Genomic DNA, 13783 nt, shown 5'->3' with positions numbered 1-13783 from the left:
AACGCAAGATTTGGAAACTCTTTTAAAGGAATATCCATTTACCTGATAATATATTTTTGAGAAGAGAGGATACCAATGAAAGAAGTACTTTATTTCCTTGACTGTTACCTGAGAGAGTTTAAAGCAACCGTTGAAAAAGTGACAGATGATAAGTATGTTGTCCTTGACCGCACAGCATTTTACCCCGAAAGCGGAGGGCAACCCAATGATACAGGAAAGCTTGTTCGAGAGGAAGACGGGGTGGAGTTTGAGGTTGTCTATGTTGGTAAGTTCAATGGGGATATAAGCCATGAAATTGTCCCGACAGGTGAAAAGGTAGCTTCGAGACTGAAAGCCGGAGACAGGGTAAAGGGAATCATTGACTGGGACCGGCGCTACAGGCACATGCGCATGCATACGGCAACCCATGTGATGGCAAACGTGATCGAAAGAGAAGCCGGAGCCCAGATCACGGGAAACCAGCTCGGGCTTGACCAGAGCCGGGTGGATTTCAGCCTTGAAACTTTTGACAGGGACAAGTTTGCCGAATACGAGAAAATTGCAAACAAAGTAATAGCCGAAAACCATCCCGTAAACCTCTACCTTGTCAGCCGCAAGGAAGCTGAAGAAAAACTCTCAAGGTTAACCACCCTTGCCAAAGGTTTTTCAGAAGATATCAGCGAAGTCCGCCTTGTGGAGATCGAAGGCATCACGATTGAAGCCTGCGGGGGGACGCACCTGAAAAACACAGGAGAGATAAAGGGTCTAAAGATCGAAAAACTTCAGAACAAAGGAAAGAGCAACAGAAGAATGTACTTTACCCTCCTTGACTGAGATCTCTGTCGAAAACGAATGTTATCTTCAGGCTAAATTTTTTGATTCACAGCAGGATTTTTTAAATCCGTGCTTTTTCCTTTTCAGTCATTTTTCTGATTGACTTTCTCCCATATCAAAAGGATAAGGGGAAAGAAAAGAGCCGAAGGGGGTGAAAGGCTCAGGAAAAGCCTCACTTAGAGAAACAGCCGGATAAGCTTGAGTGGAAGGCAGACTCTGCGGTTGTAGGCCTCATAACGATGGATTTTGACGGCACTTTGAGATATGTGAATACTTTTTTTGTCCGGATGCGGGGATGCTGCAGTGCGGAAGAACTTCTGGACAGGCAGGTTTCGGAACTATGGGATTCTCCGGCTGAGCTTTTGCAGGCGGGGAGAGAGTGCAGAAATTTTGCGAGCTAATTTGAAATCCTTTAAAAAGATTGTAAATTAAAAAAACAGAAATAATATGATGATTAAAAACTCTATATCTGAAAAATACATGGATATTGATATGCAAAAAGAAGACGAACTTGAAGCCTACATAAATTCCGAGAAGGAGCCAAGTGAAGCTGAAGCTATTAAAAAAGACCATGTAATGATGGGAAAGGTCGCCCTGAATTCCGAGAGGAGAAAACTCGTGAGGATTGTAGGTTTTTCCGGAATAAAAAAAGAAGAATTAAAGGAGAAATCAGGCCTTAATGACTTCATGTATAAATATCACATGGACCTCTTGCTAAAGGAAGGGATCCTTAAGGACGAAGGGGGAAAATATCACCTGACGGACCCCCAGGGAATTACAGTACACGAGTCAGGATTAAGGATTTAAGGGCCAGAAGGTTAAAGGCCGGAGCCCTAATTGAAGCCCGAATACTGAAAAAAAAGGCCTGGAAATCGAAATCAAATTCAAGAAAATAGCCCCGGGCAGAGACAAAAGGAAAAATTGCATTCCTTTTTAGATCTATTCCTCTTTGAATTCCTTACATATAATTACCTTAATGAAATCGTCCTAATAGATTTATACCTGTTTTCAATTCTGTGAATTAATGATCTCAAATTAGAATTTTGACTTAAAAATCTATTCTTTTTTTCGCTAACCTTCACCATTTTGTTAATTATAGGCTTGGAGAAGAAGGAATCAATGAGATCATGATGATGTTAGGTGAAAAAATTCATAAACTTTCTCAGGAAAAGGAAGCTAAGATCGATTCTACGCCTCTTGAAGCTTCAAGATACGATAAGCATGATGATTACAATCCACATTATGAATGTAAAATGGATAAGTCACACATCACAATGATTGGAACCTATCCTGTTTATAACCCATACAAAAGGTGTTGCAGGGGATTCTCCAGAACTTATCAACCATATGAAGCTCTAAAAAAGACGAATGCCGATATTGAATTGTATTCAGCAGATGGAGGTTATGATTCGTTCCTCAACCATTCTGACATATGGTACCACCTAAATGCAAAACCGATTATCTCTTACGCTTCAAACTCTGTAATTAATGAAGAAGGTAAAGAGGAGAGAATCGATCATCGGGTCAACAAAATGTGGAAAATAGGCGGAGATATTCATGCAACAATGGAAAACAAACTAAAATATCTATACGAAAATGGAAGGGAAGAACAGGTTGGAATGTACCTGAGAAACCAAAACATAAGCGATGAAGGATTCGATGAACAATACAAAAAGAGATCTGAGTGTGAGAAGGTACATGGACATATTAAAGACACAGTAAAATTCGATATCAAAAGGGAAAGAAACAAAAGTAGAAAACTATACTCTTTATTGAGCTTCATAGCATATCAACTACTGGTGCTGACAGAAATTCAAAATAAGACCGGAAACAAAAATTCATTTGGGAGGTACTTTTAAAGAAAATATTGTCAAATTAGATCAGAGATTTTGAGAGCTAATTTGAGATCCTGATCGGACATACATTTATCCAGCACACATTTATTATATCTGCTAAATAATTTCTGTAATAAGAATGAACCGGGGAATTGCTGGGTTAACGTTTCGGATCGTGTTTCTTCCTTTATTCTGCAAAACTTCGACCCGGGAGATTAATTGAAATCAAAGGTGTGAGCTGACGAGGTGATTTTATGGTAGCCGGAAATACGGAAGGAGACAGGTGCGAATATCAGGACGAAAATTCATCTCTTAAAGGAGAGATTGGACGCCAGCTAATTCACCTTCTTACTGGGGTGTTTTTTATTCTTCTTATCTATGCAACAGGAGAAAAAGCATTATGGATCCTTCTTTTGCTATTTGCTTTTTATTTGGCAACATCTTTTGTGATTTTAAAGAATATTCTTCCCCCTTCACTTTCACCATTTCTGTGCAGATGGGGAAGACCTGAGAAGCAGAACATTCCTCTCAAAGGGAATATCCTGCTCCTTTGCGGAATAATTCCGTCTCTTGTACTCTTCCCTGAAGAAATCGTATACGCTTCGATTGCAATAGTGGGATTCGGAGACTCGGTATCAACCGTTACAGGCGTTACTGTAGGCAGGCATAAGTTGCCCTACTCGGAAGAAAAAACTGTGGAAGGAACTCTTGCAGGAATTATTGCTGCCTTCCTTGCTTCACTATTTTTTGTAACTCCTGCTCAGGCCTTTGTCGGATCAACCGGAGGAATGCTGCTGGAAAGCATTGTGGATTTACAGACAGTAAAAGAACTCAATTCTCAGGCAGCTTTCAGGTTTTTCCTCAATGACAATTTTTTAATTCCAATATTTTCAGGTTTATTGATGTTTATTACTTGTCTGTTCCAAAATTAAAAGTTCGTTCTCCTACGCCGGAGCTTTAAGAACCTGCAAGCGCATAATTAATTGCCTGCAATTTATAGATCCGTTGATAAACGAAATTCAAAAAGAAATTATAAAATTTATAATCAGGCTGATGAAAGGGGTTTGAATGGATACTGTTGTAAATATTATACCTGTACCTCTGAAAATGACTTCTGCGTTCATTATCAGAGACAAAAAACCATTTAGTCTGAGGACGTAAAAAAAGAGTTTTTTGAGCCTTTTTGAAGGCTCCAACCCTTAAAAACTCAGATGTAGAATAAAACCACAAGGAAAGCTGCATAAAAGACCATCAAAGCCACTCCTTCCCACCTTTTGATTTCCCAACCTGTGCTGATAAAGGCAAGTAGGATCAGGCTTATGACTATCATGACGGGGATCGTAAAAGAAAGGCTTATTTCTGCAACGGATATAGGGTAAAGAACCCCGGAAAGCCCCAGAATCAAAAATATGTTTGTGATGTTTGAACCTATCACGTTCCCAAGGGCTATACTCCCGTAACCCTGCCTTGCTGCAGATACCGTTACCACAAGTTCCGGAAGGGAAGTCCCGACTGCAACCAGAGTAGTACCTATGATGGTGTCCGGAACCCCGAGGAGTTCTGCAAAGAAGATCGACTCCTGAACAAAATACTTTGCCCCGATTACAATTGCTGCACAACTTAACACAAGGGTAAAGATATCTTTTGCAAATCCCCCTTCCGGCCGTTCATTTACATTTCCTGACTCAGAGTTTCGATCTGACTTGGAGTTTCTGTTGAGGTTCCCATTGAGCTTTTGCACTGCACTGCTTATATACTTGAATTTGAAAAAATACGTTATGAACTCTTTGAAATGGAGTTTACCTTCATATTTTTCGGCTTCTTCGAACAGAAAAAACACATAAGCGATATACAGCAGTACAAAGAGACCCGCTTCTATAATTGACAATTCTCTGTTAAATGCAAAAACAAAGAAGAGCAAAGCTGAAAAGAGCATGATGTAGCCGTCTCTTTTGAGCATGTCAATTTCGGTTTTTATAGGGGAAAGAAACGCAGCAACTCCCACAATCAGGCCTATGTTGGCAATGTTAGAGCCTACAATATTCCCTATTACAATGCCACTAGCCTGCTGGATAGAAGCGGCTATGGAAGAAGCAAGTTCCGGAATTGAGGTCCCTATTGCCACAAGAGTTAGCCCTATAACGAATTCCGAAACGCCAAGCTTTTTTGCAATCGTTGAGGCTGACTTTACAAAGTAATCAGAACCTTTAACCAGAAAGACCAGGCCAAGTAAGAGAATGAGAAAATTCACTGTGATCATAAAATCACATTTGATCTGTTTTTCATATGTTTGATCATTATCGGTTCGAACTGTAATCGGAATAACTCTTATTAAAGGCTTTCAGTAAAAAGAGAAATGACTTCCTTAAAACAGACTCTTAACTGAACGCTTTACTTAAATACGGATAAATATTCATTTTTTAATAATTACGATTTCGATATTGACTATTTCGGTATTATTCTTTTTTCAATATTGACAATTTCGATATTGTACTTTTTCAATATTGTGTTTATTGAGAAGTAGAAGGCAAACTCTCAGATTTCCCCGTAAAAGCGGCGGTAGTCCTCAATAGCTTTTCTTGCCTGTTCGGGAAATTCTTTTTTCAGGTATTCTATAAACTCGTCTCTTGATCCTGTTTCTTTGAGGACTTCGAGCATATCGGCAACAAATTCCCTTGATAGAGGATTTCCTTTCTGGATCTCAAAAGAGAGGCAAAGGGCTTCTTTTGGGAAATACTCCCTTCGAATCCAGGGAGAAACCGAACCCAGCAATACTCCTGCTTTAAGGACGCTGTAGGCAGGCACTCCAATCCTTTCCAACCTGTCCCTTCCTGCGAGTTTTTCGAGGTTTTCTCCGGAATAGGAATGGAGTTCAATGTAAACCTCTGGGTTCAGGGCTTCAACGGCTTTTAGTATATCAGTCCCCATTACCGGATAGTAAGCCGGGTCCAGAGTTGAAATATATTCTCCCTTGCTGACAAGAGGGATCACTGCAAGGATGCCGTTTTCGGGAGGCTCTATTTTCAGCAGGATTTCCGTTGTGTCCTTCCACTCATCCCCATGCAGTCCCGCAACAAAGAGGCGAACAGGTTTTCCCTGCCCATAGATTCTCAGCCCGGTTTCGTTTGCATAGTTATGCGTGTTGCACATGTCCGTACAATCGGGCTCTTCAGGAAAAGAGCCGGTTTTTTCATCAAATTTCATCCGTTTGTGTTCCTTTATTTCTTTTTCTTCAGGCCGTTTTGTTTTCGGATTTCGTGTCTTTTTCCCAAGCCTATTTTTTCAGGCTGATTCTTTTTCTTCAGGTAGCGGTTTTCTTGCAACCACGTAGATCTCCTGTTTTTCGGAACTAACAACCTTCTGGATTTCAAGTCCCAGGTTCTCGATCCTGCTCAGTATAGGCTTCGGGTTTTTCTTCTTTGGGATTTTTATTACCTGGAGCAGTTTTCCCCCTTCCTTCAAGAGAGGAAGCACTCTGGATAGGGCTTTGATCGAGTCTTCGGGCTCAAGAGTCATATCCGAGAGAATAACGTCCACAGGCTCTTCAGAGAGCTCTTTAAGAGGTATGGTAAATACATCCCCGAATATTACCTCAACATTTTCCTTTTCAAACGCAATTTTTCCAAGCTCGCTCCTGAAATCCCGGCTGAACTCCAGACCTTTTATATGGCTCACAATCTCTGACGCAAAAAGGAGAAAACCGCCCGCACTTGATCCCAGGTCGAGAACCCTGTCCCCGGGTTTAAGGACCTCACTTTCTTCCTGAATAAACCGGAGTTTGAAGTAGCCCTGAGGCTGATCCAGGCCCTCGGCAACTTCTATTACATCGTCAATCGAGACGTCCCTGGAGACTTTTGTTACCGTGATGCCGTTGACTTTCACGTTTCCGTCAAGAATGGCAGTTTTGGCCCGTCCCCTGGACTTGAAATGTCCCATCTCTACAAGATATGCATCCAGTCTCATGGGGCATTGTATCGGCAGAGCCTGTATATAAAGGTAGCAACCGGACGTCAGAGATAGCAATCGGATGTTTGAGAAATTTCGAGTATCCTGAGTTGTTAACAGGATTACAGTCAATCGATAGCATTTAACAGGAGTATAAGTAATCGGTAACATTTGACAAGATAACAATTAAATTATGAAGTTGAAATCAATAACAATTTTATTCTCCGGTTCTGCCAAATAATGGACCTTCTTTCTCGTTGTTACAATTTCTAAATTAATTACAGCTTTATTATTTATCGTAAATAAATAGATATATATTTAAATGACAATCTCAGTTTATTTAATGACTCAGTTGTCAATTTGATGTGATGGTGTACTAAAAATGCTTAAAAAGTTCACTTCATTATTTCCCCTCTGGGCAATACTCTTATCTGCGGTAGCATATCTGCATCCGGAGTATTTTGCCCCTCATCAGGGGCTTATCGTGCCCTTTTTAAGCCTGATCATGCTCGGGATGGGCGTTACACTCTCAGTGGGCAGTTTCCTTGCGGTCCTGAAGCGGCCCTATGTGGTTCTCCTGGGAACTCTGATGCAGTACACCCTTATGCCCCTTGCAGCATGGGCTGTAAGCCTGGCCTTAAAGCTTCCTGCCGACCTTATGGCGGGGGTGATCCTGCTTGGCTGCTGTCCCGGAGGTACGGCTTCAAATGTAATCTGTTACCTTGCAAAAGGGGATGTTGCACTTTCGATAGTGCTCACCTCTGTCTCCACAATGCTTGCCTTTCTCGCAACCCCGTTCCTCACCTGGCTTTTCATAGGGCAGACAGTGAACGTTGACGTTACAGGCATGCTTGTAAGCGTCGTAAAGATAGTGATTGTGCCTGTAGTGCTCGGACTTGCGATCAATTATTTCTTTGAAGCGCGGATTCGGGCGGTCAGGGACGTCTTTCCGGCAATTTCAGCAGCAGCCATAGTAGTCATAATTGCCATAATCATAGGGACGAACAGCGAGAATCTTGAACAAAGCGGGCTCATGGTCCTGCTTGCAGTGATCCTGCATAACGGGCTAGGGCTCACAGGCGGCTACGGGGTTGCAAAGGCTTTGAAGCTCAGCGAAAAAGAGGCAAGAACTCTGGCGATCGAAGTAGGGATGCAGAACTCGGGCCTCAGTGTGGCTCTTGCGATAAAACATTTCACTGCTGCAGCAGCGCTTCCTGGTGCAATCTTCAGCATCTGGCATAACCTGTCCGGAGCTTTCCTTGCAGGGCACTGGTCAAAAGAAACAGTGTCTGATCCCGATAAAAGTGAGAGACCCAAAACAATTGGGCATATACACTAAGAGGTTGGGTAAAACCTGAAGGGTTTTACAGGAAGTAAACATAAACAGAGGTTGGGAAGCAGGAAAAATCCGGGAATATAACAACAGATTTCCCGGTTTTTCCTGTATTCATCTACTTCTCTATTTTACTGTTTTCTAATAAAAGCATGAACTCCTTGGGAGATGTCAGCGCATCATAGAGAGACCCTGCCTGACCTGGAATGAGTGTATCATTATCCGTTTCGATTACAAGCATGTTGCACCTGATCTGAGGAGCCACTTCCTTCAGAGTATAAAGGGGAAGCATCCGGAAGTAATCGCCGGGCGTCCTGGCTCCGAAAATATATATCCCACTGGCTTTATAGCCCAGCCTATTTCAACTCTCTGGTCCATGGCCTTCAAAATCTCCTGGTCAAAAAGGCTTTTGATTTGTTCTCATCGCTCAGGATGTCCTCGATGTCCGGAGAAACTCTTTGAAGAATGCTGCCCCCGAAGTCATAAACTCCTCCATTAAGGAGTGACAACTGATTCCCAGTTATACCTGAATGGACCTGAAAATAAAGCTCCTCACCTGTACAGTCATAGCCTGGTTGGACGATCAACAGAGGCCTTTTTTCTCCATCGGTGTCTACAAGACAAAGGTAGTCAGGTAAAGTAGTGTTCTCGAACGGGATCCTGACAGGCCCGATGAGTTTATTCGACAAGTCGGCAGTCCTGTTCCGCTCCAGATATCAACAGCATCGGTAAAACTCTGATGTTTTCAAAAAAACACTTTAAGATGTACAATCCCCCCTCAGGATTAATCGGCAATCCCGTAAAAAAATATTTTTGCAATTAATTATAAGCCTTAACGCACTCTATTTTGTGAATTTTCTGTTGATCGTTTTTTTCACTTGATGGTTTCAATCAAGAAATGAAAAAATCACATTTAGAATCACATTTAGAAACTGAATTTACTTTTATTTTATCATGATTAATTTAAAATAATTACTGAGATAATTGTATATTCTATAACGGGAGCAAACGGGACAAACGAATGAGGAATAATCATCAGAGTACGGGAATATAGAGCTGCTGAAAGATTGATCCTGTTCCGAATAAACGCACCGGAAGGGTATTTTCGGAGCAGCTGTATCTGGAGCTGCAGTAAATGAACGGGACTTACGCAGTCGAACTGGAAAATCAGTTTCATTAAAAAGGATTTTTACAGAACCCAAATGAGCAGCCTTTACATGCTGCAGTGTAAGAGGCTCCTCAGGATCCATAGGAGTTGAGGGGGTATGAAGAGAAAGGGAGTAATATATCTATTCGTTTTTTGCATCGCATTGATTAACGCTTTAATCCCCATGGTCTCCGGCTCTTCCGAAACCTCGATAGGTAACACGAGCGCCCCGGGATATGAGAAAGCCTTCGACCACGGAAGCATGAACCTTTCAGTAAAACCCGGAGACGATTTCTATGAGTATGCTGAGGGAGCCTGGATAAAAAGCCACCCTGTGCCTGCGGACAAATTCCGATACGGAGAGTTCGAGATAGTAAAGGACAGAACATCCGACCGGGTCAAAAAAATAGTGGAAGACGCAGCCAGCAACACTTCTGCCCCTGAGGGAAGCCTCGAGCAGAAGATCGGCGAGTTCTACCGTGTGGGAATGGACAACTCCACCCTGGAAAAGCAGCGTCTGGACCCCATCAAAGCCGAGATGCGGATGATAGACGATGTTTCCAGTACTTCCGATGTCCAGGCCGTGTCGACGCAAATGATGGACTATGGCATGGACCCCTTCTTCTCCATGTACGCCGCGCCTGACAAGAAGAACAGCAAGGTCATGATTGCCACTCTTACTCAGGGGGGCCTTGGCCTCCCGGATAGAGATTTCTATCTCAGGCAGGACAGCGAATCTATCAGGATCAGAGAGCAGTACCTGACCCACGTTACCAGGATGTTCGTCTTCCTGGGAGATAACCCGGAGACCGCTGAAAATAATGCCAGAACCGTGATGAGGATAGAGACCAGGCTTGCCAATGCATCCTTTAACAACGTGGACGACAACGATGAAGCCAAAACGTATAACAGGATGAGCCTTGAGGAGCTTCAGGTCTTTGCCCCTGGCATGAACTGGTCCTGTTTCTTCAGCGACCTGGGCCACCCGAACGTAGCCGGGGTCAACGTAAGAAATCCGTCTTACTTCAAGGAACTGAGCATCGCCCTTCAGAAAGAGAGTACAGCTGACTGGAAGACTTTCCTGCGCTGGAAGCTGATCTCAGCTACGTCTCCCTATCTCAGCTCCGACCTTGAGAAAGAGCACTTTGACTTCTATGAGAGAAAACTTAACGGCCAGCAGGAGATGGAGCCCCGCTGGAAGAGGGTTCTTGATGAGGAAAACAAAGCCATAGGTGAAGCCATAGGCCGTGTCTATGTGGACAGGTATTTCGACACGGGCTCCAGGGCCAGGATGCAGGGGATGGTATCCAACCTGAAGAAGGCCTTCAGGGAAAGAATTCAAAGCCTTACATGGATGGAACCTGAAACAAAGAAGGAAGCCCTGATGAAGCTTGAGTCCCTGGACGTCCAGGTAGGCTACCCCGACGAATGGCTGAATTATTCGGAACTTGAAGTGAAAAACGATTCGTATGTCATGAACGTCCTCAGGGCCTCCAAATTCCGGTTCCACCACGGTCCCAACGGCCTGGAAAGGATAGGTAAGCCCGTAAACAGCAATCTCTGGGAAATGAACCCTCAGGAGACTAACGCCTATGCAGACTATAACAAGTTAGTCATAGTCTTCCCTGCGGGCATTCTGCAGCCTCCCTTCTTCGACGAGGAAGCCGATGACGCAGTCAACTACGGTGCCATAGGCGCCATCATAGGACACGAGATGACTCACCACTTCGACAGCCAGGGCAGGAAGTTCGATGCCAGTGGAAATCTGACGGACTGGTGGACACCAGAGGACGCCAATAACTTTAACAGGAGCACGGAGGTCCTGGTGGACGAGTACAACAGATTCGAGGTGCTGCCCGGCCTGCACGTAAACGGTAACCTGACCCTGCAGGAGAACATAGCAGATCTCGGCGGCCTGACCATTGCCTACCATGCCTATAAACTTTCATCGAAAGGGGAGTCGGAGATGGTCGACGGTTTCACCGGAGATCAGAGGTTCTTCTTAAGCTTCGCTCAGGTATGGAGGGAATCGGACACAGATGACTTCCTGAGGACGCGAGCGCTGACCGATACCCACTCGCCAGCCAGGTTCAGGGTAAATGGCGTGGTCTTCAACTTGCCTGAGTTTTACAGGGCGTTCCCGAGCGTAAAGCCAGCGGATAAACTCTACAGGCCAGAGAATGAGAGGCCGGTTATCTGGTAGAATGACCTTCAGGGAGTCTTATTCGTTTCAAACTGCTTTGGTGCGAGAGTACTTTGTTTTTCATTTTTTTGTGTCTGTTATTCAGAGAATTTCACGTGCGTTTTTAAGATCCCGATTTATCTTCCCGAGTTTCGCCTGTTCTAAACTTTACGATATAATGACCAAGAGGGTCTAAGGGAGAATAATGCCTGAATAATCCTATTAATACATATTGTGTCCATCGATAGTGGAATAAACCAAACATTTAGTACTGATCTAAAATTCCAAATAATTATATCATTTTGTCTAAACTTATCTTTTAATATATATAAAAATATTATAATTTTAGCAGTATGATATTTGATCGATAATATAATATCTGGACATGTATTTTAATTATTTCAAACTGTTGAGTTATAATGGGGGAAAGATATGCTTGAAAATGCCAGAAAAGAAGAGCAACAGAGAAAAGCTTCTGAAAGGTATTATAACCGGCAGAGAGCTGCTGAAACGGAGCGACCGGGAGAGGGATTCAGACGTGAAATCATCATGCCCTTGAAGGAGGCACAGCCCATAGAGAGACGCCTGATCTTTCTTGAACCAGGTGATGACCTGGCCCTGGAAAGGATCATAGGAAAGAGCGATCTAGTCGGCATCTCCTATCTGGAACTTGGACTGCTCGCGGCCAGACCCGTCTGCAGGATCCAGGTCGTGAACCCATTCGGAAGGCCAGAGGGTTACGGCACGGGATTTCTTGTCGGCCCAAATCTGCTGCTGACAAATAACCACGTCCTCGATACAGCAGAGCTGGCAAGGAAAAGTTTTGTAGAGTTCGAATTTGAGCAAGATATAAACGGTAGACGAAAGACATCAAAATCCTTCGACCTGCAACCGGACGAGGTCTTTGTCACCGATCCGGACCTGGACTTCACGCTGGTATCCGTGGCACCCGTTGCCATAGAAGGAACAAAGCTTACCGATTACGGATTACTGCGTCTTGTGGAAGACACCGGCAAGGTCCGGACCGGCGAATACGTCTCTATCATTCAGCATCCTGAGGGCGGTCTCAAGCAGTGCTGCCTGCGGGAGAACGAAGTTGTAGATCTCTTCGACAACTGGATACACTATCTGACCGACACTCAGCCCGGAGCCTCAGGTTCGCCCGTATTCAACGATCAATGGCTTGTTGTGTGCCTGCACCACTCAGGAGTGCCGATGAAAGATGCCCAGGGTAACATCCTCAAGACAGACGGTCAGTCCTATCAAGAAGGCATCGACGATCCCAGCACCATAGCCTGGGTGGCCAATGAAGGAGTGCGCATCAGCCGCATTTTCCAGGCACTGGAATCGCGCAGCGAGAACGAGCCGATGGTGGCCGAAGCTCTGCGCAGACTTCGCAGCCATGACACTGGTCCGGTCGGACCTGCGATCATAACCGCCCCGGCCCCCATCCCCGGCGCAGCAATAGAACTGGGAGAACTGCCCACGGGACATTACCGCCTGGCGGATGGCTACAACCCCGATTTCCTGGGACCTCTGCATCATCTGCCGCTTCCCAAGCTGGGCGATAATCTCCAGTCCAAAGTCGCAAAGCTTAAGGACGGGGGCGAGATTCTCACCTACCTGCACTTCTCGATTGTGATGAATGCCGATCGAAGGCTGGCCTTTTATACCGCGGCCAATATTGACGGCAAGAAGCTGAAGAAAATCAAACGTACCCGCGACAAATGGTACTTTGATCCACGCCTCGATCAGAAGTATCAGGCCGGACCCAAATTGTATAAAGGAAATCCACTTGACCGCGGACATCTGGTTCGCCGGCTGGATCCCTGCTGGGGGCCAAATGCCAGGGACGCGGGAGAGGATACGTTCCATTTTACGAACTGCTCACCTCAGCACAAGCGCCTCAACCAGCATGGTTGGCTAGAAGTGGAAGACTACATACTGAAGACCACAGATAATGCCAATGTGCAGATATCGGTATTCACCGGTCCCGTCTTCCGCGAAGACGATATGATTTACCGCAATGAGTACCTCCTGCCTGCCGATTTCTGGAAGGTGGTGGCATTCGTCAATAAGAGCGGGAAGCTCAGCGCCACTGCCTACCTGCGTACGCAGAAGAATTATCTGGAGAGCTTGGAGTTCTTCGACGACGAGTTCAAGACATGGCAAGTGCCGGTAGCGCAGGTTGAGGCGTTGACCAGCCTATCATTCAACTTGCCTACAGATGCCGATCCAATGGCCCGGGCAGCAGCCGGAAAGGGTCTGGAGAGCCAGAGGGGAAGTATCCGGCGGATTTTCTCTGCTGCAGACATAATGCTCTGATACGATCACCTGACGGTTGTTGCCTCGGATTAGTAATGAAGCACAGTCTTGCCAATGGACTTAAAGAGCCCAAGCCGACAATCCAGTTTACATATCGGCTTCACTTCATTTTGCTGGCAAGCCCGATAGTTGTAGCTTCATATCTTATCAATGGAATGGAAAACACCACCAGGTTGTGAATGGCATCAATCTTGAAACCGTTC

The 13783-nt window shown here is 44.7% G+C and carries 13 protein-coding genes and 1 pseudogene; 9 read left to right on the top strand and 5 right to left on the bottom strand.

Translation table 11 applies throughout. The annotated features are described in order from the left end of the window. Nucleotides 1-75: 75 nt before the first annotated feature. The 5 genes and pseudogenes from alaXM (at nucleotide 76) to MSSIT_RS13245 (ending at nucleotide 3580) form a co-directional block, all read left to right on the top strand. The gene (alaXM, locus tag MSSIT_RS13260) at nucleotides 76-813 is read left to right on the top strand and encodes an alanyl-tRNA editing protein AlaXM (RefSeq protein ID WP_048172952.1); all 738 of its coding nucleotides are present in this window, start codon (nucleotides 76-78) and stop codon (nucleotides 811-813) included. 239 nt (nucleotides 814-1052) lie between these two features. After that, nucleotides 1053-1214: a hypothetical protein gene (locus tag MSSIT_RS23460; protein WP_156158861.1), complete on the top strand. Its 162-nt coding sequence runs from the start codon at nucleotides 1053-1055 to the stop codon at nucleotides 1212-1214. Between the two features lie 79 nt (nucleotides 1215-1293). Beyond that, a complete protein-coding gene (locus tag MSSIT_RS13255) occupies nucleotides 1294-1620 on the top strand; it encodes a hypothetical protein (RefSeq protein WP_231589818.1) in 327 nt (108 codons plus the stop codon). 263 nt (nucleotides 1621-1883) lie between these two features. Next, nucleotides 1884-2672 (top strand): annotated as a pseudogene (locus tag MSSIT_RS13250) (transposase); the annotation flags it as partial. Between the two features lie 230 nt (nucleotides 2673-2902). Continuing rightward, on the top strand, nucleotides 2903-3580 hold the full coding sequence (locus MSSIT_RS13245; RefSeq protein ID WP_048172949.1) for a diacylglycerol/polyprenol kinase family protein: 678 nt from the start codon (nucleotides 2903-2905) through the stop codon (nucleotides 3578-3580). A gap of 275 nt (nucleotides 3581-3855) precedes the next feature. Here the strand turns inward: MSSIT_RS13245 and MSSIT_RS13240 are convergent, their stop codons facing one another. The 3 genes from MSSIT_RS13240 to MSSIT_RS13230 form a co-directional block, all read right to left on the bottom strand. Then, complete coding sequence (locus MSSIT_RS13240) at nucleotides 3856-4908, bottom strand: calcium/sodium antiporter (RefSeq protein WP_048172947.1); 1053 nt, start codon at nucleotides 4906-4908, stop codon at nucleotides 3856-3858. Between the two features lie 275 nt (nucleotides 4909-5183). Next, entirely contained in the window at nucleotides 5184-5852 is a 669-nt protein-coding gene (locus MSSIT_RS13235; protein WP_082089005.1) for a DUF2119 domain-containing protein, read from the bottom strand. A gap of 78 nt (nucleotides 5853-5930) precedes the next feature. After that, nucleotides 5931-6611 carry a S4 domain-containing protein gene (locus MSSIT_RS13230; RefSeq protein WP_048172946.1) on the bottom strand — a complete coding sequence of 227 codons (681 nt, stop codon included), beginning with the start codon at nucleotides 6609-6611 and terminating at the stop codon, nucleotides 5931-5933. A gap of 364 nt (nucleotides 6612-6975) precedes the next feature. Between MSSIT_RS13230 and MSSIT_RS13225 the strand changes: the two genes are divergently transcribed. After that, nucleotides 6976-7932 (top strand): bile acid:sodium symporter family protein, encoded by a 957-nt coding sequence (locus MSSIT_RS13225; protein WP_048172944.1) that lies wholly within the window; start codon nucleotides 6976-6978, stop codon nucleotides 7930-7932. 112 nt (nucleotides 7933-8044) lie between these two features. On the opposite strand, the gene MSSIT_RS23455 is transcribed toward MSSIT_RS13225, so the two are convergent. After that, on the bottom strand, nucleotides 8045-8191 hold the full coding sequence (locus tag MSSIT_RS23455) for a hypothetical protein (protein ID WP_156158860.1): 147 nt from the start codon (nucleotides 8189-8191) through the stop codon (nucleotides 8045-8047). Nucleotides 8192-8309: 118 nt separating this feature from the next. Further along, nucleotides 8310-8615, bottom strand: a complete 306-nt coding sequence (locus MSSIT_RS13220) for a hypothetical protein (RefSeq protein ID WP_048172942.1) — start codon at nucleotides 8613-8615, stop codon at nucleotides 8310-8312. Between the two features lie 576 nt (nucleotides 8616-9191). On the opposite strand from MSSIT_RS13220, the gene MSSIT_RS13210 reads away from it, so the two are divergent. The 3 genes from MSSIT_RS13210 (at nucleotide 9192) to MSSIT_RS23450 (ending at nucleotide 13759) form a co-directional block, all read left to right on the top strand. After that, on the top strand, nucleotides 9192-11276 hold the full coding sequence (locus MSSIT_RS13210; protein ID WP_048172938.1) for a M13 family metallopeptidase: 2085 nt from the start codon (nucleotides 9192-9194) through the stop codon (nucleotides 11274-11276). A 411-nt stretch (nucleotides 11277-11687) separates the two neighbouring features. Next, complete coding sequence (locus tag MSSIT_RS13205) at nucleotides 11688-13580, top strand: DNA/RNA non-specific endonuclease (protein WP_048172936.1); 1893 nt, start codon at nucleotides 11688-11690, stop codon at nucleotides 13578-13580. Between the two features lie 35 nt (nucleotides 13581-13615). Further along, nucleotides 13616-13759 carry a hypothetical protein gene (locus MSSIT_RS23450; RefSeq protein ID WP_156157343.1) on the top strand — a complete coding sequence of 48 codons (144 nt, stop codon included), beginning with the start codon at nucleotides 13616-13618 and terminating at the stop codon, nucleotides 13757-13759. Nucleotides 13760-13783: the final 24 nt, after the last annotated feature.

Source organism: Methanosarcina siciliae T4/M, assembly GCF_000970085.1.
GTDB classification, from domain to species: domain Archaea; phylum Halobacteriota; class Methanosarcinia; order Methanosarcinales; family Methanosarcinaceae; genus Methanosarcina; species Methanosarcina siciliae.
The sequence above is the reverse complement of the archived record's forward strand: the minus strand, read 5'-3'. Positions and strand labels throughout refer to the sequence as shown.

What these genes read in the sequence shown, in the direction of transcription:
- alaXM (WP_048172952.1), top strand. Translation starts at nt 76, where the DNA reads ATGAAAGAAGTACTTTATTTCCTTGACTGTTACCTGAGAGAGTTTAAA.
- MSSIT_RS23460 (WP_156158861.1), top strand. Translation starts at nt 1,053, where the DNA reads ATGGATTTTGACGGCACTTTGAGATATGTGAATACTTTTTTTGTCCGG.
- MSSIT_RS13255 (WP_231589818.1), top strand. Translation starts at nt 1,294, where the DNA reads ATGGATATTGATATGCAAAAAGAAGACGAACTTGAAGCCTACATAAAT.
- MSSIT_RS13245 (WP_048172949.1), top strand. Translation starts at nt 2,903, where the DNA reads ATGGTAGCCGGAAATACGGAAGGAGACAGGTGCGAATATCAGGACGAA.
- MSSIT_RS13240 (WP_048172947.1), bottom strand. Translation starts at nt 4,908, where the DNA reads ATGATCACAGTGAATTTTCTCATTCTCTTACTTGGCCTGGTCTTTCTG.
- MSSIT_RS13235 (WP_082089005.1), bottom strand. Translation starts at nt 5,852, where the DNA reads ATGAAATTTGATGAAAAAACCGGCTCTTTTCCTGAAGAGCCCGATTGT.
- MSSIT_RS13230 (WP_048172946.1), bottom strand. Translation starts at nt 6,611, where the DNA reads ATGAGACTGGATGCATATCTTGTAGAGATGGGACATTTCAAGTCCAGG.
- MSSIT_RS13225 (WP_048172944.1), top strand. Translation starts at nt 6,976, where the DNA reads ATGCTTAAAAAGTTCACTTCATTATTTCCCCTCTGGGCAATACTCTTA.
- MSSIT_RS13210 (WP_048172938.1), top strand. Translation starts at nt 9,192, where the DNA reads ATGAAGAGAAAGGGAGTAATATATCTATTCGTTTTTTGCATCGCATTG.
- MSSIT_RS13205 (WP_048172936.1), top strand. Translation starts at nt 11,688, where the DNA reads ATGCTTGAAAATGCCAGAAAAGAAGAGCAACAGAGAAAAGCTTCTGAA.
- MSSIT_RS23450 (WP_156157343.1), top strand. Translation starts at nt 13,616, where the DNA reads ATGAAGCACAGTCTTGCCAATGGACTTAAAGAGCCCAAGCCGACAATC.